The 20,396-nt window shown below is 41.3% G+C and carries 21 protein-coding genes; 8 read left to right on the forward strand and 13 right to left on the reverse strand.

What is annotated here, in order from left to right:
* Positions 1–100: 100 nt before the first annotated feature.
* Positions 101–1,417 (forward strand): peptidoglycan DD-metalloendopeptidase family protein, encoded by a 1,317-nt coding sequence (locus tag VRK28_RS04875; protein ID WP_062564929.1) that lies wholly within the window; start codon positions 101–103, stop codon positions 1,415–1,417.
* Between the two features lie 429 nt (positions 1,418–1,846).
* Here the strand turns inward: VRK28_RS04875 and VRK28_RS04880 are convergent, their stop codons facing one another.
* From VRK28_RS04880 to VRK28_RS04890, 3 genes are read right to left on the reverse strand one after another with little or no spacing between them, the layout of a single operon-like run.
* Positions 1,847–2,977, reverse strand: a complete 1,131-nt coding sequence (locus VRK28_RS04880) for a sodium ion-translocating decarboxylase subunit beta (RefSeq protein WP_062564928.1) — start codon at positions 2,975–2,977, stop codon at positions 1,847–1,849.
* Positions 2,978–2,987: 10 nt separating this feature from the next.
* The gene (gene oadA, locus VRK28_RS04885; protein WP_055198140.1) at positions 2,988–4,760 is read right to left on the reverse strand and encodes a sodium-extruding oxaloacetate decarboxylase subunit alpha; all 1,773 of its coding nucleotides are present in this window, start codon (positions 4,758–4,760) and stop codon (positions 2,988–2,990) included.
* Positions 4,761–4,775: 15 nt separating this feature from the next.
* Positions 4,776–5,024, reverse strand: a complete 249-nt coding sequence (locus tag VRK28_RS04890) for an OadG family protein (protein ID WP_062564927.1) — start codon at positions 5,022–5,024, stop codon at positions 4,776–4,778.
* Positions 5,025–5,558: 534 nt separating this feature from the next.
* Between VRK28_RS04890 and VRK28_RS04895 the strand changes: the two genes are divergently transcribed.
* Together VRK28_RS04895 and VRK28_RS04900 are read left to right on the forward strand one after the other, a co-directional pair.
* A complete protein-coding gene (locus tag VRK28_RS04895; protein ID WP_064971747.1) occupies positions 5,559–5,732 on the forward strand; it encodes a DUF1328 domain-containing protein in 174 nt (57 codons plus the stop codon).
* Positions 5,733–5,783: 51 nt separating this feature from the next.
* Positions 5,784–5,975, forward strand: coding sequence for a hypothetical protein (locus tag VRK28_RS04900; protein WP_054551284.1), 192 nt, complete (start codon positions 5,784–5,786; stop codon positions 5,973–5,975).
* A gap of 701 nt (positions 5,976–6,676) precedes the next feature.
* On the opposite strand, the gene VRK28_RS04905 is transcribed toward VRK28_RS04900, so the two are convergent.
* Positions 6,677–7,600 (reverse strand): hypothetical protein, encoded by a 924-nt coding sequence (locus VRK28_RS04905; protein WP_062564926.1) that lies wholly within the window; start codon positions 7,598–7,600, stop codon positions 6,677–6,679.
* 124 nt (positions 7,601–7,724) lie between these two features.
* Here VRK28_RS04905 and VRK28_RS04910 point away from each other — a divergent pair, with 124 nt between their 5' ends.
* Positions 7,725–8,192, forward strand: a complete 468-nt coding sequence (locus VRK28_RS04910; RefSeq protein WP_130166576.1) for a YcxB family protein — start codon at positions 7,725–7,727, stop codon at positions 8,190–8,192.
* Between the two features lie 27 nt (positions 8,193–8,219).
* On the opposite strand, the gene csrA is transcribed toward VRK28_RS04910, so the two are convergent.
* The 7 genes from csrA to VRK28_RS04945 all read right to left on the reverse strand — a co-directional run bounded on the left by csrA (position 8,220) and on the right by VRK28_RS04945 (position 15,623).
* Complete coding sequence (csrA, locus tag VRK28_RS04915) at positions 8,220–8,411, reverse strand: carbon storage regulator CsrA (RefSeq protein WP_036970495.1); 192 nt, start codon at positions 8,409–8,411, stop codon at positions 8,220–8,222.
* A 93-nt stretch (positions 8,412–8,504) separates the two neighbouring features.
* Positions 8,505–9,722, reverse strand: a complete 1,218-nt coding sequence (locus VRK28_RS04920) for an aspartate kinase (RefSeq protein WP_058585667.1) — start codon at positions 9,720–9,722, stop codon at positions 8,505–8,507.
* Positions 9,723–9,728: 6 nt separating this feature from the next.
* Positions 9,729–12,329 (reverse strand): alanine--tRNA ligase, encoded by a 2,601-nt coding sequence (alaS, locus tag VRK28_RS04925; protein WP_058585668.1) that lies wholly within the window; start codon positions 12,327–12,329, stop codon positions 9,729–9,731.
* Positions 12,330–12,346: 17 nt separating this feature from the next.
* Positions 12,347–12,799 (reverse strand): regulatory protein RecX, encoded by a 453-nt coding sequence (locus tag VRK28_RS04930; protein WP_054551279.1) that lies wholly within the window; start codon positions 12,797–12,799, stop codon positions 12,347–12,349.
* Complete coding sequence (locus VRK28_RS04935) at positions 12,799–13,593, reverse strand: BPSS1780 family membrane protein (protein ID WP_062564924.1); 795 nt, start codon at positions 13,591–13,593, stop codon at positions 12,799–12,801. The genes VRK28_RS04930 and VRK28_RS04935 overlap by 1 nt, the downstream gene beginning before the upstream one ends.
* A 78-nt stretch (positions 13,594–13,671) precedes the next feature.
* Positions 13,672–14,298: a GTP cyclohydrolase II gene (locus VRK28_RS04940; protein ID WP_062564923.1), complete on the reverse strand. Its 627-nt coding sequence runs from the start codon at positions 14,296–14,298 to the stop codon at positions 13,672–13,674.
* A gap of 395 nt (positions 14,299–14,693) precedes the next feature.
* Positions 14,694–15,623, reverse strand: a complete 930-nt coding sequence (locus VRK28_RS04945; RefSeq protein ID WP_062564922.1) for a LysR family transcriptional regulator — start codon at positions 15,621–15,623, stop codon at positions 14,694–14,696.
* Between the two features lie 97 nt (positions 15,624–15,720).
* Here VRK28_RS04945 and VRK28_RS04950 point away from each other — a divergent pair, with 97 nt between their 5' ends.
* The 4 genes from VRK28_RS04950 to VRK28_RS04965 all read left to right on the forward strand — a co-directional run bounded on the left by VRK28_RS04950 (position 15,721) and on the right by VRK28_RS04965 (position 19,332).
* Positions 15,721–16,176, forward strand: a complete 456-nt coding sequence (locus VRK28_RS04950) for a nuclear transport factor 2 family protein (RefSeq protein ID WP_062564921.1) — start codon at positions 15,721–15,723, stop codon at positions 16,174–16,176.
* A gap of 1 nt (position 16,177) precedes the next feature.
* Entirely contained in the window at positions 16,178–17,140 is a 963-nt protein-coding gene (locus tag VRK28_RS04955; protein WP_062564920.1) for a TIGR03571 family LLM class oxidoreductase, read from the forward strand.
* Entirely contained in the window at positions 17,137–18,069 is a 933-nt protein-coding gene (locus tag VRK28_RS04960; protein ID WP_062564919.1) for a nuclear transport factor 2 family protein, read from the forward strand. The genes VRK28_RS04955 and VRK28_RS04960 overlap by 4 nt, the downstream gene beginning before the upstream one ends.
* Before the next feature lie 189 nt (positions 18,070–18,258).
* Positions 18,259–19,332, forward strand: a complete 1,074-nt coding sequence (locus VRK28_RS04965; RefSeq protein ID WP_062564918.1) for an energy transducer TonB — start codon at positions 18,259–18,261, stop codon at positions 19,330–19,332.
* A gap of 36 nt (positions 19,333–19,368) precedes the next feature.
* Here the strand turns inward: VRK28_RS04965 and VRK28_RS04970 are convergent, their stop codons facing one another.
* Both VRK28_RS04970 and VRK28_RS04975 read right to left on the reverse strand, forming a co-directional pair.
* On the reverse strand, positions 19,369–19,818 hold the full coding sequence (locus VRK28_RS04970) for a low molecular weight protein-tyrosine-phosphatase (RefSeq protein ID WP_062564917.1): 450 nt from the start codon (positions 19,816–19,818) through the stop codon (positions 19,369–19,371).
* Positions 19,819–19,827: 9 nt separating this feature from the next.
* Complete coding sequence (locus VRK28_RS04975; protein ID WP_058585678.1) at positions 19,828–20,334, reverse strand: DUF3087 domain-containing protein; 507 nt, start codon at positions 20,332–20,334, stop codon at positions 19,828–19,830.
* Positions 20,335–20,396: the final 62 nt, after the last annotated feature.

The following is a 20,396-nucleotide window of genomic DNA, read 5'->3' on the forward strand; positions in this document are numbered from 1 at the left end:
TAGCGCCAGTTTAAATCTACAAAACACTGGTATTTGCTCTATTTTAGGTATATCCTGCGATATTAGTATTTAAATTTCTTGACAGCAGAAAAGGCACGATATGGTTCACGTAGTGCACAAACTTCCCAAAAAACACAAACTGCTTATTCTCGGTTTGGTTTCTGCTATTGTTGGCTTGGCATTATTGCCTTCTGAAAAAGCCACCGCTTCAAAGGATAACAGTGCAAAAGCACTTGAAATTGGCAAACGCTACGAATTACAAGTTAAAGTTGATGATAACGAAAAACTAACTGAGCTTAATTCGCAGCAAGCAGCAGCAAAACTTCCAGAATACGAGCTTATCGACCATGAAGTACGAAATGGCGATAATTTAGCACTTATCTTTAAACGTGCGGGCTTCTCAGCGCAAACATTACACAAACTTGTTAATACCAACGCAGAAACTCGTAAATTAACAAAAATTCACCCAGGCGAAATCTTAAGCTTTGCAACAGCTGAAGATGGCTCTTTAGCTCAGCTACGTTATGTGATCTCAAAAACAGACACCTTATACGTTACATTAAATGACGAAGGTAACTACGACACTTCTATCGATAGCAAAGAAATCGAAACGCTAAGTAAGTCGGCTGGCGGTGAGATCTCTAATAGCTTTTGGACGTCAGGCATTGCAGCAGGTTTAAGCGAGCGTCAAATTATGAATTTTGCTGACATCTTCGGTTGGGATGTCGACTTTGCTAATGACATTCGTAAAGGTGACCAATTTGGTCTCATTTATGAAGCTCACTATGTTGATGGTGAGTACATTGGTGATGGTAAAATTATTGCCGCAGAATTTATTAACCAAGGTGAGCGTTATACCGCTATTCGCCATACTGATGGTAACTTCTACACGCCTGAAGGCCGTAGCATGAAAAAAGCCTTCTTACGTGCGCCTGTTAACTTTAAGTATATTAGTTCGAGCTTTAACCCTCGTCGCTTACACCCAGTGACTAAAACGGTAAAACCACATAACGGTATTGATTACGCAGCGCGTACCGGTACGCCAGTTGTATCATCGGGTAATGGTAAAGTGATTAAAGCAGGCTACAGTAAATACAATGGTAACTATGTATTTATTAGCCATGGCACACAGTATGTGACTAAGTACTTACACTTAGACAAAAAGATGGTTAGAACTGGTCAGAAAGTGAAGCAAGGCCAGAAGATTGGTACCGTTGGCGCAACAGGTCGTGTGACGGGCCCACACTTACACTATGAATTCTTAGTAAACGGTGTTCACCGTAACCCTAAAACGGTCAAACTACCTAAATCAGAGCCTCTACCGCGCGATGAGTTAGCTAAGTTTAAACCGATTGCTGATAACTTCTTAGCTCAATTACAGCGTAACCGTGAGTTACAATTAGCGTTAAATAAGTAGTTAGGTAAACATGTAAAAGCCGCTTCAACTTGAAGCGGCTTTTTTGTGCCTAGAATAAATCCGGCTAAAACTATTATAGACTTTACTAAAACGAGTACTGAAGGCACTGCGGGTTAATACAATTATTACCTTAAAAGAACATAGATAAGTTGAATAATTAGCGAAATCATCACCAGTGGCCAAATGTACTTTGCATACTTTGTCGCGCCATCAAGCCCCATTTTAGACTGATACTTTTCAAGTAGCGGTATTAGAATAACCAAAGCAACAAAAAGGCATAGTAAGATAATAAAGATATTCATGGTGGCTTCCTTACACAACTATCATTTAACTACAATTTCTTTAGGGTGACCCTAGTCTATAGGCAAAAAAAAGCGCAGTAAAATTACTGCGCCAGTCGGTTGGAAGTAAATCGACTTAATCGTGTTGTTAGCCAACAATCGCTAACAAAATACCTGCTGCAACGGCACTTCCTAATACCCCTGCTACGTTTGGTCCCATGGCATGCATTAACAAGAAGTTATGCGGGTTGCTCTCAAGGCCTACCTTATTAACCACACGTGCTGCCATTGGTACCGCTGACACACCGGCTGCGCCTACTAATGGGTTGATTGGCGATTTAGAGATCTTATTAAGACCTTTTGCCATAAACACCCCTGAAGCTGTACCGATTGCAAAGGCTAAAGCACCTAACACCAAAATACCGATTGTTTCTACGGTTAAGAACTTATCGGCTGCAAGCTTTGAGCCTACCGCTAAGCCTAAGAAAATGGTGGTAATGTTGATGATTTCGTTTTGTGCACTATTGCTTAAACGATCAACCACGCCCGATTCACGCATCAAGTTACCTAAGCAGAACATACCTACCAGCGGTGTTGCCGCAGGTAAAAACAAGATAGTTAAACTAAGCACCATTAATGGAAAAACAATTTTCTCTTTTTTCGATACTGTACGAAGTTGCGGCATTTGAATTTCGCGCTCTTCTTGCGTTGTTAGTGCGCGCATAATTGGCGGCTGAATAATTGGCACAAGTGCCATGTATGAATAAGCCGCTACTGCGATTGCACCAAGTAAATCAGGTGCCAACTTAGATGCTAAGAAAATAGCTGTTGGACCATCTGCCCCACCAATAATGGCGATGGCCGATGCATCCTGTAGCGAAAATTCAAAGCCAGGAATAAAGTTAAGTAGAATTGCACCAAATAAAGTAGCAAAAATACCAAACTGCGCAGCCGCGCCCAACAGCAACATACGCGGATTTGCTATCAGGGCACTAAAGTCTGTAAGCGCCCCAACGCCCATAAAGATCAAAAGTGGGAATACCCCAGAGTCAATCCCGATATGGTACACGTAATATAAAAGACCACCCGGCTCAGATAACCCAGCAACTGGGATATTAGTTAAAATAGCCCCAAAGCCGATAGGTAATAACAACAGTGGCTCAAAGTTACGGGAGATTGCTAAATAGAGTAACAAGCAACCAACCGCAATCATGATCAATGCCGGAAAAGTAAAGTTAGCAATACCCGTGGCATGCCAGAGGTTTAAAACACCATCCATCCTCTGTCTCCTATGCCAGTGCGATTAGCGCATCGCCAGTGGCAACAGAGTCGCCTTCTGCTACTAATACTTCAGCTATTGTGCCTGAGTGTGCAGCGCGAACTTCTGTTTCCATTTTCATCGCTTCCATAATGATAACCACATCACCTTCGTTTACTGTTTGGCCAGCTTTTACCTTCACTTTGAAAATATTGCCTGCTAACGGCGCGTTTAAGGTTTCGCTAACAGACGCTGAAGCTGACTGAGGAATTAACTCACTGTCTTTTAGGGTTACCTCTTTGAGCTCACCACCTTGCGCTACAACTACATCGTAAACTTTGCCATCAACTTTAACGCTGTATTGCTCTGCTTTTGCAGGGCTTGTAGAGGCTGGCTTAGTTTCTGACTTAGCGACTTCACCCGTTGGAATTGCTTCAAACGCATCAGGGTTGTTACGGTTTTTAATAAACTTAAGGCCGATTTGAGGGAATAATGCGTAAGTAAGCACATCATCAATCACGTCATCAGCAAGCTCTAAACCTTGCTCTTTAGCTTCACTTAATAACTCTGCTTCAAGCTTCTCAAGTTCAGGTTCAAGCTTATCAGCAGGACGGCACGTAATTGCTTCAGCGCCCTCTAGTACACGCTCTTGTAGCTCTTTATTCATTGGCGCCGGTGTTGCACCATACTCACCTTTAAGTACACCCGCAGTTTCTTTAGTGATGGTTTTATAACGCTCGCCAGTCAGTACATTGAGTACCGCTTGAGTACCTACAATTTGCGACGTTGGTGTAACTAAAGGAATGTAACCTAAGTCTTCACGTACACGCGGGATCTCAAGTAATACTTGATCAAGCTTATCAGCAGCACCTTGCTCTTTAAGCTGATTTTCCATGTTAGTTAACATACCGCCAGGTACTTGGGCTAATAAGATACGACCATCAACACCTTTAAGGCTGCCTTCAAATGCAGCGTATTTCTTACGTACATCACGGAAATAAGCGGCAATTTCTTCTAACTCATTTAAATTAAGGCCGGTGTCACGCTCAGTGCCTTCTACAATTGAAACAATAGTTTCTGTGGCACTATGACCGTAGGTCATACTCATTGACGAAATAGCCGTATCAAGCATATCGATACCCGCATCGATTGCTTTTTGGTAAGTTGCAGTACTTAAACCTGTCGTCGCGTGGCATTGCATTGCGATAGGAATAGATACAGTTTCTTTTAAGCCTTTGATCAACTGCTCGCAATCATATGGCTTTAATAAACCCGCCATATCTTTAATACAAATTGAATGACAGCCAAGATCTTCTAGTTGTTTTGCCAGCTCAAGCCACATATCAAGCGTATGGACTGGGCTTACTGTGTACGAAATAGTACCTTGGGCATGAGCACCTACTTTAACTGCGGCTTTAATGGCAGTTTCAAGGTTACGTACATCGTTCATCGCATCAAAAATACGGAATACATCAACACCGTTTTTGTGGGCACGCTCAACAAACTTTTCGACTACATCATCAGCATAATGACGGTAACCTAGAAGATTTTGTCCACGAAGTAGCATTTGTTGCTTAGTGTTTGGCATTGCCGCTTTTAGCTCGCGAATACGTTGCCAAGGATCTTCACCTAAATAACGGATACACGAGTCAAACGTCGCACCACCCCATGATTCAATTGACCAATAACCCGCATTATCGAGTTTTTCTGCCATGGGTAGCATGTCGTCTAAGCGCATACGCGTTGCCAAAAGAGACTGGTGTGCGTCACGCAATACTAATTCGGTTAATTTTAATTTAGCCATGTTTAAGCTGCCCCGTTATTTTTGTTTATTTCGAAATTGAGCAATTGCAGCGCTGATTGCTGCAATATGTGCCTGTGGCACACCCTGTTGAGGTTGAATTTTTGCTGTACGCGTAGGTTCTACAGTTGCAGGATCATCAAATCGACCCACTACCTTTGACATTAAAGTGACTGCTGAAATCAAAATAGTCAGAAAAACAAACACGCCTACCATGCCTGTCACCATCAAACTGGCCGCAGTGGTGAGTAATCCACCTATATCCATACGACTCCCCTCGCTTACTTAAAATAAAAAGTTATTTTTGTTAAATAATTATGCACCAATAATAACAAACAAAATTCATTTGTATAGCACCATTGTAAATTGGTAAAACCAATTAAATTTAAAATAACATGACGCACATATAATTAACACCCTACTATTAGCGCATTTAAAGCCCCGTTATAGATGATATAAATAGTCAATATAGCCAGACGTTATATGTTCAGCTATTAACCAACCGTAGTAAAAAGCCTAAAAACCACGCACAACAAGGCGTTAGAGCTATCCACTTAAAATAAAGTTAAATTGGTCTTACCAATAACCACAGCAATTCTCTTTTTCCTCATTCATCTCAATATGAAAAAATATCACTATGAATAAGTTACATGCTTACTCGTAAAAGTTACCAAATGATGAACCCTATAAAGAACGACAAAAACACACAACCCATTGAAATATATAAAATAAAACTTCTGGCACAGAACTCGCTTCAGTTACATCGAACTTAAGAAAATTTAAATAGCCAAGGAGACCACTATGTTACGCTGGACAATTACTTTTTTAGTTATCGCGTTAATCGCAGCAGTGTTAGGTTTTGGCGGTATCGCAGGAGCCGCTGCAGGCATCGCTAAGATTATCTTTTTTATATTTTTAGTATTACTAGTTATTTCGCTGGTATCAGGAGCACTTAGAGGCAGTGTCCCTAAGTAGTTAAAAGCAGATAACCACTTACTTTATTTTAAATTTACAAGGAATTTCATTATGAAAAATTCAACTTTAAAAGCCGCTACTATCGCCCTATTTTCAGGTTTATTCATCATGGGTTGTGAAGACAACTCTGCTGAAGACGCAGGTGAGCGTATTGATGAAGCAATTACTGATACACAAAATGCAGTTGAAGATGCATGTGAAGAAGTAAAAGAAGGTGTTAACGCAGAAGAAACTAACTGCTAATAACACACCTTACTTAAGAAAAGCGGCCAAGTGCCGCTTTTTTGTGTATGTAAGTTAGCGAGTTAGCGAGTTAGCGAGTTAGCGAGTTAGCGAGTTAGCGAGTTAGCGAGTTAGCGACTCTAGGCTGCCTGCAGCTTGTGTCAAGCAGCTTGCTAACTTTACTCTTTCCCCTAGAAACCCGCTAACTTGTTGGGTGTCGCTCCGCTCTACCCTACATCATGTAGGTCGCCATTTATGGCGACACATAACCGCTAACATTGACGGGCTAAAGCCCGACCTACAGCCGCATTAATCCAGAGAACCGCGCGAAATAAATTTCACGCCTACGAGGGATAAACCCGCAGCTACCTTAGGCTCGCAACTTTACTCTTTCCCCCTAGAAACTCATTAATTTGTTGGGTGTCGCTCCGCTCTACCCTACATCATGTAGGTCGTCATTTATGGCGACACATAACCGCTAACATTGACGGGCTAAAGCCCGACCTACGACTTACACGTAGATTTAAGAAACATCGCGCAAAATAAATTTCACGCCTACGTGAGCCTCAAACTCGATAACTTTACTCTTTCCCCTAGAAACTCGCTAACTTGTTGGGTTTCGCTCCGCTCTACCCAACCTACGAGCTCTTTTGTTTTAATCTGATAGCTGACGGCTGAAAGCTGATAGCTTCTTTATCTAGAAACTCGCTAACTTTAAGCTTTCATTTACAACCCGTTGTGAGGGGCTCGTTTGTCGTTACACTCGCTATATGCCACTGGCCGTCAATAAAACTCACCTTAGCTACATCGCTAACGGCAAAATCACCGGGGACATTTAAACGCGTTAAGTTGCTCGCTAACTGCTGCTGGCAATATGGGCCGGTATCGCCATGCATTACAAGTACAGGCTTATTGGTGTGCTTTGCGAAGTCGCTGATAGCATCACGGTACACTCTAAATGCATCACAATTAGAACGTTGTGACTCGCTGCAAGCGGGTTTACTGGTCGGGTGGTAAATATCAGCCTGAAAACCAAATACATAGGCCTTAGCATCTTGCTGAACAAGTGCTTGTTTCAACCAAGTTAAGTTGTACTTATCACGTTTGTCGGCGGCATCTAGTGCCGCGTTTTTATCACTTTTTAAAATTTGTGAGCGACCATTAAAAGTGCCCGGTATATGCAAAGTGCGAAACTCAATGCCATCAAACTGCCAGCGAGCATTTTCTAGCATTTCAGCTTGGGTTGCATAACCCTGAAGTTGTTGTGTTTTTTTTGTATAAGCATCGTCAAACATCAAGCCTTTAACAAAGCTTAGCCGTTCAAGCTCATCAAAACGCACCGATAGTTTTTCTCGGTCGCAATCGGTCCATTCATTATCACCTGGGGTGTAAATAAAAGGCTGCGGGGTCAACGACGTCAATAACGCTTTATTAGTTTGCAAAAGCTTATTCGTGCAAGCAAACGCTCCTGATTTCATATCACCAAGATGCATTAAAAAGCCATGAGGTGTTGCTGCGATTGCCTTGGCAATTTTTCCATCTTTGCCGAGATTGATTTCATCAATCGGGGTGTATGGCATATCGCCCATAACTAAAAAAGTATTTGTGGTCATTGCAAGTGCTAATGACATTGAACTAACAAACATACAACTTACACCTTTAAAATACGCATATCTTAAGCTCTCACAATGACAACTAAATGAAAACCAACTACAGAAGATTTTTTCTATCAATGTTAAACTGCCGCCAGCAAATTAAGTGAGCCTACGAATGACATTAAGTACAACTTACAAATTAGATAAACCGTATTATTACGAATGCTTTGATGAGTCTTTACCTTATTCATCTCAAGCCAAACCCAAATACCCGTTGTTGGTATTATTAATAACCTTAGGCTTGTTGGCTTTTTATCAATTAGATAATCATTATTTAGGCAGCTTTATGATTATGCTTGCCGTGGTTGAGTGCTTATCGTTTTATTACAAGCGCCCATGGTGGGTCGCAAGACAAATGATGAGTCGTGCATCAGGTAGCGAAGTCACTGTCGTATTTGATGATGAAGGCGTTAAAGCCGAAAACCCGCATAAAAGCTACCAATTAAGCTGGCAACAAATTAGTGAGATCATTGAAACTGAGCGAGGTTATATTTTAAAGGCTCAGCGCGGTATGCAATATATTTCTAAACAAGCGCTAAATGATGAAATAACAGCTGAACTAAATAAAAGAGCCACTCAGTGAGTGGCTCTTAAAAATATCTGTCGCTGATTAAACGTTGCCCGGATTTGGGTTAGATTTCTCTGCTTGGATTCGCATGTAGATTTCTTCACGATGTACTGATACATCTTTAGGTGCATTTACACCAATGCGAACTTGATTTCCTTTAACACCAAGAACAGTAACTGTTACTTCGTCACCGATCATAAGGGTTTCACCTACTCTACGAGTTAGTATTAGCATTCTATTGCTCCCATGTTCCAAAAAATTAAAAGATTCCGCGTCAAAAACATTCTAATGAAATATAGACTTAAAAGTAAGTAAAAACTCTAGATCTTATTCATTTTCAGTTAAAAAAACTTTGTGTAGCGCACGTACAGCCAGTTCTAAATACTTTTCGTCAATTAAAACTGATATCTTTATTTCTGATGTCGATACAAGCATCACTTTGATGTTTTCATCGGCAAGGGCATTAAAAAATAAACTTGCCACACCAGAGTGAGATTTCATCCCTACACCTACTGCAGACACCTTGGCAACATTGCTGATCCCTTTTATAGATTCTGCGCTGATACCATCTTGGTTACTGGTCAAAATTTCAAGCGCTTGCTCAAAATCATTCGTGTGCACAGTAAAAGCATAGTCTATTTTTTCAAAGTTATGATTAACTTGATTAATCATATCTATTTCGATGCCGAATTCTGCAAAAAGTTTCAAAATTTTTGCAAGGTTTTCCGTTCCTTGGTGCACGCCATTAACGTAAATCAGACTTTCGTCACGATTAAAGGCGATACCCGACACAATGTTTGCTTGCACATCCGGCTCCTCAAAACTGATCAAGGTCCCTTGATCCGGGTTAAAACTCGATAACACTCTGAGCGGTATATTATATTTTCCTGCGGCTTCGACACTACGAATATGTAGCACCTTAGCCCCAAGGCTGGCCATTTCGAGCATTTCTTCGAAGGTGACATGGCTCATACGTCGCGCATTTGGTTCAATACGCGGGTCGGTGGTATATACCCCATCAACATCAGTGTAAATTTGGCATTCGTCGGCATTGATAGCACCTGCAATCTCAACCGCAGAGGTATCTGTTCCACCGCGACCAAGCGTAGTGATATTGCCTTCAATATCACGGCCCTGAAAGCCCGCTATAATGGCAATACGGTTATGCTCAAGTTCATGCTTAAGACGAGTCGCAGCAATCTCTTCAATGCGCGCTTTGCCAAACATATTATCGGTGCGAATGTTGACCTGATCAGCAAGCAAGCTTACCGCTGAGTGACCACGTTTGATGATAGCCATTGCCAGCAGAGAGACTGACACTTGCTCACCGGTGGTTAGCAATACATCAAGCTCACGAGCACTAGGTCGAGAATCGATTTGTTTAGCGAGTTTAATTAGACGGTTAGTTTCTCCCGACATAGCCGAGAGTACCACCACAACTTGATGGCCTTGTTGCTTGGTTTTTACAACAAGGTCGGCGACTGCCTCAATTCGCTCTATTGAGCCAACTGAGGTGCCACCGAATTTTTGGACGATAAGTGCCACTAGTAGTTAAGAACGCTCAGATAACCAACCAGTTACACTTTCTAAGGCTGCAGCTAGGTTCTCTGGCTGAGTACCACCAGCTTGTGCCATATCAGGACGACCACCGCCCTTACCGCCTACTTGTGCAGCCATGTGATTTACAAGCTCACCGGCTTTCACTTTACCTGTTAGGTCTTTAGTTACACCTGCAATTAGGCTTACTTTATCGCCATTAGCTACGCCAAGGGCAATAACACCTGAGCCAATCTTCGTTTTCAGGTCATCAACCATGCCACGTAGTGCTTTAGACTCAGTACCTGCAACATCAGCAACCAGTAGTTTAATACCGTTCACTTCAACAACAGAGTCAAGTAACGATGCACCAGCCGCACTTGCTAGCTTGTCGTTAAGCTGTGCAATTTGCTTCTCAAGGCCTTTTGATTTCTCAAGTAACGCCGTTACTTTTTCAAGTACTGTGCTGCTATCACCTTTAACTAGTGCTGCAACATCGTTTAGTTGTTGCTCTTGCTCACTTACATAAGCAACCGCTTCAGCACCTGTTACCGCTTCAATACGGCGGATACCGGCTGCGATACCGCTTTCTGATACGATTTTAAATAAACCGATATCACCTGCACGCTTAACGTGAGTACCACCACATAGCTCGATTGAGTAGTCACCAATGGTTACTACGCGAACTTCGTCGTCGTATTTTTCACCGAATAATGCCATTGCACCTTTTGCTTTAGCATCTTCGATAGCCATTAGCTCAGTTTCAAGAGCAAAGTTACGACGGATTTCATCGTTTACTGCGCGCTCGATTTGGCGTAATTCGTCTTTTGTTACCGCTTCAAAGTGAGAGAAGTCAAAACGTAAACGCTCAGGGTCAACAAGTGAACCTTTTTGATTTACGTGCTCACCTAAAATTTGACGTAACGTTTCATGTAAAATGTGTGTTGCAGTGTGGTTTTTCTTGATGCTATCGCGACGAGCTGCATCAATTGTTGCCTCTGCTTTATCGTTTGTACCAATACGGCCTTGTACACGACCATGGTGTGCAAATGCATTACCAAGTTTCGTGGTGTTAGTCACTACAAACTCACCGCCAGCAACTTTTAACACACCTGTGTCACCAACCTGACCACCTGATTCAGCATAAAACGGTGTGCGGTCTAAGATTGCGATACCTTCTTGACCATCTTCAAGTACTGAAACCGATTGACCTTCAGAGAAAAGTTCAACCACAGTACCTGTGTAATGTTCTGCATCGTAACCTTTAAAGTCTGTGTGTTTTTCAGACTTAAGTTGTTGGTTGTAATCAGCACCAAACTTACCTGCTTGCTGTGCTTGCTTACGCTGAACAGCCATACACTCTTGGAAGCCGTGCTCATCAATCGTCATGAAACGCTCGCGCGCAACGTCAGCCGTTAAATCAGCTGGGAAACCGTAAGTGTCGTAAAGTTTGAATACTAAGTCACCTGGGATCACATCACCTTCGATGTCAGTTAGGCTTTCTTCTAAAATAGCCAGACCACGCTCAAGTGTTTTACCAAACTGCTCTTCTTCGATACGCAGTACTTTTTCGATAATTTCTTGTTGTTTAGCAAGCTCTGGGTACGCTTGACCCATTTGCTCAATTAGTGCAGCAACTAGCTTGTAGAAGAATGCACCTTTCGCGCCTAGCTTATTACCATGACGAACGGCACGACGAATAATACGACGTAGTACATAACCACGGCCTTCGTTTGATGGCATAACGCCGTCAGATACTAAGAACGCACACGAACGAATGTGGTCAGCCACAACGCGTAACGATTTATCGTCTAAATCTTGTGCGTTTGTTACTTTAGCCGCTGCTGCAATTAGAGCTTGGAATAAATCGATTTCGTAGTTTGAGTGCACGCCTTGTAAAATTGCAGAGATACGCTCAAGACCCATACCTGTATCAACAGACTGCTTAGGAAGCGGCTCCATTGTACCGTCGGCATGGCGGTTATACTGCATAAATACTAGGTTCCAGATCTCGATGAAACGGTCACCGTCTTCTTCAGGAGAACCTGGAGGACCACCCCAAATTTCTTCACCGTGATCGTAAAAGATTTCAGAACATGGACCACAAGGACCTGTATCACCCATTGACCAGAAGTTATCGCTGGTTGCAATGCGAATAATACGGTCTTCACTTAGACCCACTTCTTTGTGCCAAATGTTGAAGGCTTCTTCATCATCGTGATAAATGGTAACAAGTAGCTTTTCTTGAGGTAGTTTTACAACATCAGTTAAAAACTCCCAAGCAAACTTGATTGCGTCTTGCTTGAAGTAATCACCAAAGCTGAAGTTACCTAACATTTCGAAGAATGTATGGTGACGTGCAGTGTAACCTACGTTTTCAAGGTCGTTATGTTTACCACCGGCGCGTACACAACGTTGTGAGCTGGTTGCACGTGAATAAGGGCGGCTTTCCGCACCTAAAAATACATCTTTAAATTGCACCATACCAGCGTTATTGAATAATAACGTGGCATCGTTACCCGGGATCAGCGAGCTTGAAGGAACAATTTGGTGTTGTTTAGAGGCAAAAAAGTCTAAGAACTGTTGCCTGATCTGTGCGGTAGTCATATGCTGCATGTGAAAATCTCACCCGTTTATTGCTGTGCTTGCATTGCAAAATCAATTTGTTCGTAATTAAAGCCTCGATACATCAAGTAGCGTACACGTTTCGCTCTTTCTTTCTGGTCGAGTTCTTTACCTGAATTTGAAAACTTCTTTAAATATGCGTCCTTTGCGAGTTCGAACCAATCGACTTCAAACTCCTCGAGCGTTTTATCTAATAGTGCTCGGTCTATCCCTTTTGCCATTGCTTCGCTCTGAATGCGTTTTACACCATGATACTTAGCTAAATGGCGGCGTACAAACCCTTCGCAATAGCGCTGTTCGTTAATAAAATTGTGTGATTCACACCAATCTAACAAGCGCTCTGTGAACTCGGGCGTCGCCTCTTTTTGCTGTAACTTTCGCGTTAAATCCCGACGCGAATAATCTTGTCGAGACAATAACCAAAGTACGTAATTTTTTAACTTTTGTTCTTTATCATCCATTACGCGTCAAAGCGTCCTGATTGTGACGGCGCTTCAGGTGCTTTTGTTTGGCCATCACCTTTTGGCACAACCGGCATAAAAATAGCCTGAAAAGACACGAAGAAGCTAATGTAACAAATTGGCATTAAAACCAATAGAGGAATAAACGATAAAGGAATACAGATCACCATTAAAACAGCGCAAATTAGGCCATAAACACTCAATGGCGCCATATTATGGTAAAACACCATGAATGAGGTTTTTAAAACCTGAAACATATTGCTTTGCTTTTGAAAATAAACCAAAGGCACTGCATAGGCAAAAGCGGTTAAATACACACAGATCGCCACTAAGAATACCGCAACTTGCCCCATTGAAATGGTTGCCAATAAATCTGCAATATGTGATTGGTTTTGTGGATCGAAAGTCTGACTCGAAATAACTGCGTAGGCATCTGCAAAAATGAAATTAGACAGTAAGGCTAATAAAATACCTGCCGCCATCTGATACACGGCGACGCGCACTAAACCTATACGGTTTCCTTTATTACTAAATGGCTTAAAAATATCAGCTTGGCTGATAGTCCCGCCTTGCTGCTTAGTTAACACAGCTTGATAAAAACCTGCCATCAAAAACGGGGTTACAAATGCACCAACAACTTGCAGTAAAGGTAGCAGCAATGCCAAAAAGCTAATTATCACGATTAGCAGATGCATTAAAATAAAAGTCAAAGGTTGCAGCTTAAAGATTTCCCATCCAGCTTTAAACCATTTAACGCCTGCATCAGCTTTAAAAATACGTACTTCGATCGACATAGTTTCTCATTCAATAACGACAAAACGCACCGAGTATAACTGGGTGCGCTACTTGTTTATAGTCACCTGTAGTGAAATTTACTCAGGCTTTTTAATTTTTTTAATATCAAGCATGTGCGAGCCATGTTTGATTTTCGTTTCGAGGTAAGCTTGGTTACCTACCACACCCGCTTTAATGTGCGCATGAGTGCCAACCACTGAATCAACTTCAATACCTGCATCACGCAGTGCTTTAAGCTTATTTGGGTTGTTAGTCATTAACTTAACGTGCTTTTGATTGAGTGCTTCAAGCATTAATACCGCGTCTGAAAAATCACGTAAATCATCAGCAAAACCCAAGTGGTTATTCGCTTCGTACGTATTCATACCTTGCGACTGTAGTACGTAAGCATCAATTTTATTGTATAAACCAATGCCACGCCCCTCTTGGCGTAAATACAGTAAAATACCGCCTTGTTGGTGCATCATCTCGATACACTCATTTAATTGCTCACCACAATCACAACGTGATGAATGGAATACATCGCCCGTTAAACACTCTGAATGCATACGAATTAAAGGGACATCTTGCTCTGTGTCAGCTTGATTAAACACTAAAGCAACATGTTCTTGGCCATCATTTAAGCCACTGAAAGATACGATTTCTGCAGGGATATCACTGTTTTTGCCAACATTCAGCTGGACTCTTGCTCTTACTTGCGCCACGACAAATCCAAATTAAAAAATAAATGCGATACTGCAAATGTGATTACAACAGCTTGAAGGTTGTAAGGATGCAACATACGACGAGTGATAACTAATATTGAGGCAGTTACCAGCAATTCAAGTATTATACACTCAAACCACCCCAAGATACGAGCTTTGCGCCTCGCTTTAGTGGCGCTAAAAAAACACCTTAAAAGCTCTACTTTTTAGAGTTAGGCCTTTGAAATAAAATAAATTAATAAATAAACCTTTGCAGATATTCGAAAAAATAGATTAGTTTAATCTCAATAAACCGCTAAGCCTTTATCAACCACCTATCAAAATAATAAAAATAACAGTGTTATGATGTGTCTCAGCGCTGATTAATAACGTACTAAAAGGGCTAGATAAAACAATTATGAAGAATAACCAAATAGTGATGCTTGAAGCTTAAACTGCTCTGCTAATTCATCAATTATAACCCTTTGACTAAGCTTTAAATATCTTGAGCGTGGCCAAACAACATTGATTGGCATAACCGCACCTGAAAAGGTATCTAAAACACTAGTTAGTCTATTACTATCTAGCTGCTCTTGAATAAGCCAAGTAGGTAATTGTGCAACACCTAAACCATTAAGTGCGGCATCTAGCATTGCATCTCCATCACTGAGCATATATCTGGCATTGATTAGCTGGTTAAATGACTGCTTTTTACTATCTTTGAACAACCATGTTGGCTGCGAAGAGCGCTTACTGCCAATAATACAATCATGAGTGAGCAAATCCGCAGGAGTGTCTGGCACACCATGTTGGTCAAAATAATCTTGACTACCACACACTGTTAATTTTTGATAACCCAACAATTTTGCTACCAGATCAGCATCATCTTCTAATGTGCCGATACGTACCACCAAATCAACATTTTCATTTATTAAATTGATACGACTTTCACTAAAGTGAACCGCAAGCTCTAGTTTAGGATACTTGTTTGCTAATTTAGATAGTATTGGCATTACATACTTACGGCCGAATGCCGCAGGTAAGTGAAGCTTTACTTGCCCTGAAACATTATGGCTACCGGCAGTGACCGCTTGCTCTAGGCTATCTATTTCAACCAGTATTTTTACCCAGCCTTCAAAATAATGCTGCCCTTCTGGGGTTGCCATAATTTTACGCGTTGTTCGATGCAGTAGCTTTGTACCTAACTTACTTTCAAGCCTAGTAACAGTTTTACCAACAGCGGAGCCTGTTAAACCTAACCGATTACCAGCTGCTGTGAATGTACCCATGCGTAGTGTTTCAACAAACTCTCGAATACCAAAGAAAGGGCTATCTTCTGGTTTCATTATGGAATCTCAGGACAGAATAAATGGAATATTAGCTAGGTTATCATTTAAAAAGAAGACAATAAAATAGTGTTCACTTATTCAGCAATAGAGAAACATGATGAGCGAACGCAAACTTCTCGATTTACTCGAAAAAGAAGAGATCCGAACTCTTCGCTTAAACTACAGTCAGCTTTTAGACTCTGGTCAAATTCATAAAATGGAAGAAGTATTTACTAGCGACGCACGAGTCGAAGTAACAGTGGGAGAAATGAATGGAATTGAACAGATAAAGCAAGGATTAAAAAATGCTTATGATGAATTCGATACCCACAATAGAAAGCACTTCCCTTTTGTTCATGCAGTGATGAACCATCAAATAGTGCTAACAGATAAAACGACAGCACAGGGTGAGTGCTACCTAATTGACTTTGTTACAAGTAGGGAGCAAAGCGAATCTCCGCTTTTATTAGTGGGCCGATACTTAGATCGCTATGAAAAAATCGACGGTCAATGGCGCATTAGCCACTCTAAACTTGATGTTGTCTGGCCGGCGAATTCGGGAGAGCAGTAACATGAATAATCTACCAACTAGCTTTACAAATGTATTTGCCGACAACAAATTAACGCTGGGGTTGCTCACTCCCCTTGAAGCTTACCCTAGCAGCCCTTTCCCTACCCTTAATGCTGATATAGCAACGGCTAAGCAGGCTGAACAAGCAGGTATTGCCAGTATTTGGTTTAGGGATGTGCCTTTTTATGATCCTAATTTTGGTGATGCTGCGCAGATGCTTGATCCATTCACTTACGCAGGTTTCATTGCTGCACATACAAATACAATTACTTTAGGCACCGCAGGGGCAGTTTTACCATTACGCGATCCTATCATGGTTGCCAAACAAGCAGCCTCAGTTGATCATCTAAGTAATGGTCGTTTTGTGTTAGGAGTTTCAACCGGAGATAGGCCAGTTGAATACCCGGCTTTTGGTGTCGATTTTAACGCGCGTGCTGAGCGCTACAGAGAGTCAGTTGAAATTATCAAAACATTACACCAACAAAGTTTTCCTAAACACCTTAGCCAACATTACGGCGAGCTTGATGGTTCACTTGACCTTTATCCAAAACCAGTAAACCAGCAAATACCCGTTATGGCCGTTGGTCGTTCTAGGCAATCATTTGAGTGGTTGGCTAATAATGTTAATGCTTGGATTTGGGCTGTTGATAATGAACAAGCCATCAGTGAAATCATTAACAACCTATCAATTGCAAGCAATAGCAACACAAGCCCACATTACGGCTATGCGACATTTTTTGATTTAGATAAAAACCCAGACGCCCCGTACCAGCGTTTTTATAACGTTGTACGAATTGGTCGAAATGCCCTTATTGAGCGACTGTTAAAACACAGAGAGCTTGGCGTAAAACACATTGCGCTAAACTTAAAACCTTCTCGAAGGGCTGCCCAAGATGTAATTGATGAATTGGGTAACTTTGTTATTCCTGCTCTTGAAAAAGAGCAAAGAGAGCCTGCTGTATGAGTACTCAAGAACAGCTCGAAAACTTAATAACTCAGTTTAAAGATAGCTGGTTACGCTCGGATAAGCACTCGTTAGCAAAGCTGTTTAGCTCTGATATTATTTTCAAAAGCCAGCATCATGGTTCTGTAAATAGGCAAAAGCATGTATCAACAACCTTAAGTGAAGATTTCAAAAACTATGCAACGAGTGCTGAATTTACAAATACGTTTACTGCACACAAAAAGGATTTTGCCGCAGCAAGCAGCTACGCTTATGTAGATGTAAGTCATGGGCAAAAACGCTTTTTATGTGGTTGTACGTTTATTTTTCATTTCGTTCATGAAAACCTGCAATGGCTTATTAACCACATTAAATTTCAGGTTAACTGGAATAAAGGACAACAATCCTTGCTTCCTAACTGGAACATGCTTCCTGGAGTTCAGGGCTGGCAGCTAGTTGATGGCGAACCAACAATTGTGAGTGAATTACACTCTCCATGGGCATTAATTCGTAAGTTTAAAGCCTCTGAGCCAAAGCAAGCTCTCATTGATCTCTATAACAAGTATGCATTTGCTGTTGATAATTGTGATATTAATTTACTTATTGATTGCTACAGCCAAGATATACATGGAAGCTTTCCTCCTTTAGGTGATTTATCTGGTAGAGAAAGTGTTATAGGGAGTTTAAAAAACTTTAGACTGCTTGCGCCATTTTGGCAGCACTTTGCAGAGTTGGTCAAAATGGAGATTAGCCAAGATAAAAAAGCAGCTCGATTTATCATTGCCCGCATCATTCCCGAAAAACCCGTGAATGATAACAATCAAAAAATTTATGCAGCTCACTATCAGTTAGCAGCAAGATTAGAGTCAGATAACTGTTGGCGACTTTACGAGTCGCATTACATATCGGGTTGGTTTGATGAACAGAATTTGCCCGAGTTTATAATCTAACAATAAAGCGCTCAATGTGAGCGCTTTTTCATAAATACCTGCGACCGGTTAAGCTTAATCACTGTTTTTGCTTAAATTAAAAACAATGATACATTAAAAATTACTAGATACCTTGTACCTCATGATGATAATGATTATCATCAACAAGTATTAATCCCCTCTTATCTGGGCAAAATAATAAGGAATATTATGAAAAAGAGCTCACTTGCCTTATGTGTTGCATTACTATTTAGTCAGCAAGGCATTGCCAATGAAACGACCACCCAAGAATTTAACGACACCTACCGCGCTTATGTCGCTGCTGTAGAAAATAAGCAAGACAGTAGCGAGCTTGCCAAAAAAGCGTTTGAGCTTGGCAAAGAAATTTATGGTGAAAGCGCCGACAACACCGCCAATCTTGCTATTAACTATGCAAACAGCCTAGATAAAAGCGAACAAGAGCGACGCTTTGAGTTATATCGCACAGCCTACGAAATACTCGAAAAAAACCACGGCAAGCTAAGTGTACAAGTATATGATTCATTAATCGGCATGGCAGAATCAACTTCCTCAGCTAAGCGCGCCGATACGTATCTTGATGATGTCATTGCTATTGCTGAAAAACAAAACTCAGACAAGCTTGTTGCTGATGCAAAAATGACCGCTGCTCGTATCCTTGCTTATAAAGGCAGTGGCGAGCGCTATTACACAGCAAAGGAATATCTTGAAGAAGCTGATAAGTACTACCAAGAAAACTTACCAAATAACGCTGTCGATCGTATTAGCGCAGACTTTTTAGTTGCCGCATTTGCAGAAAACCAACGTAAATACAGCACCGCCATTGAGCGATTAAATCACGTAGTTAGCGTATTTGATCAAGAGCTAGACTTTGATCATCAAACCGAATTAAACGCCCATTCAAAGCTAGTTCACTTATACGAAAAAACAGGTAAAAGCGACGAAGCAACCAAACATTGCTTAGCGATTGCGAAAATGGTGCCTTGGAAAGAAAGCCAAGAACAAGAGCCGTTGTACCGTGTGCCGCCGAAATATCCAATGTCAAAAGCACAACGTATGGAAGACGGCATTGTCGTGATGGAATTTGAAGTAACCCCGTCAGGCTTTGTAGACAACATAACTGTGGTTGACTCTGAAGGTGGTACTGCATTTGAAAGAGAAGCAGTAAAAGCAATGAAAAAATGGCGTTATGCGCCTAAGTTTGAAAATGGTCAAGCCATTGCTGCAACTTCTCGGGTGCAATTAGACTTTAAAATAAAAAGATAAATAACAGGGTCGCAATGCGACCCTTTTCATAGCTTTTTATAACTTTTTAAGCAAGTTATCGGCTGCGTCCTCAATTAAATCGAGTACCTTTTCGAAACCTTGATCGCCACCATAATAGGGATCTGGGATCTCACTCTCCCCTGCATCACCATGGCTTAAAAATAGCGACAACTTATATTGTAAGCGCTCTGGGCACTGGGCTTGTAAATCAGCAAGATTTTGCTTGTCGGCTGCGAGAATTAAGTCAAACTCATGAAAATCAGCTTGAGTCACTGGTCGCGAATAGATGCCTTTAAAACTATAACCGCGCTTTTCGGCTGCTGCTTTTGAACGTGAATCTGGTGGATTACCTTGGTGGTAACCAATGGTGCCAGCAGAATCAACTTTGACATTGACACCCAACGCCTTTGCACGACTACGAAGTACCGCTTCAGCAGTAGGTGAACGACAAATATTGCCTAAGCAAACAATCAAAACCTTTTTCATTATTCGTCCTTAAAATTGCTTTAAGATTGACTCATCATAACGTTCTGCATCAAGCGAGAGGTTGTATTTATCTGCAACACTATCAAGCTCTGCCTGCTTAATTGCCAACTCATCCATGGTAATAGTGTTGTCATCAAGCTGCCATAACAAACGTGACCCCGCATAGCTGTAATGAATTGCTAATAAAGCATCTGCATTGCCCTCACGCCCTGCTGCTTTTAACTTTGGCATTTTACGGGTGATTTTATTCAGCGCTTTTTTAAGCTCCCACACATAGACTATTTCAGTCATGTAATCATGATTGCGGTATTTATTAAGCACAAAGCCCACCAGCAAACTACACACAACAACACCTAATAGGTTCCAATGAAAATGGCTACCGCTGGGGTCAGGAAATAACGCTATTAACGTTTGTGAAATGGCTAAACTGCCAACGGCTAAAGCAATTACACAAGCAATAATTACTTGGTTTAAATGTTTACGGTAACGGGCTTTATCTATTTGAATAAGTTTCATAACAACCTAAAAAACTTGTGAAAAATAAAAAGTGAAAAAAAATTTCACCCCTTTTTTATTTG

It is taken from the genome of Pseudoalteromonas sp. P80D2, from assembly GCF_036680945.1.
GTDB lineage: Bacteria > Pseudomonadota > Gammaproteobacteria > Enterobacterales > Alteromonadaceae > Pseudoalteromonas > Pseudoalteromonas shioyasakiensis.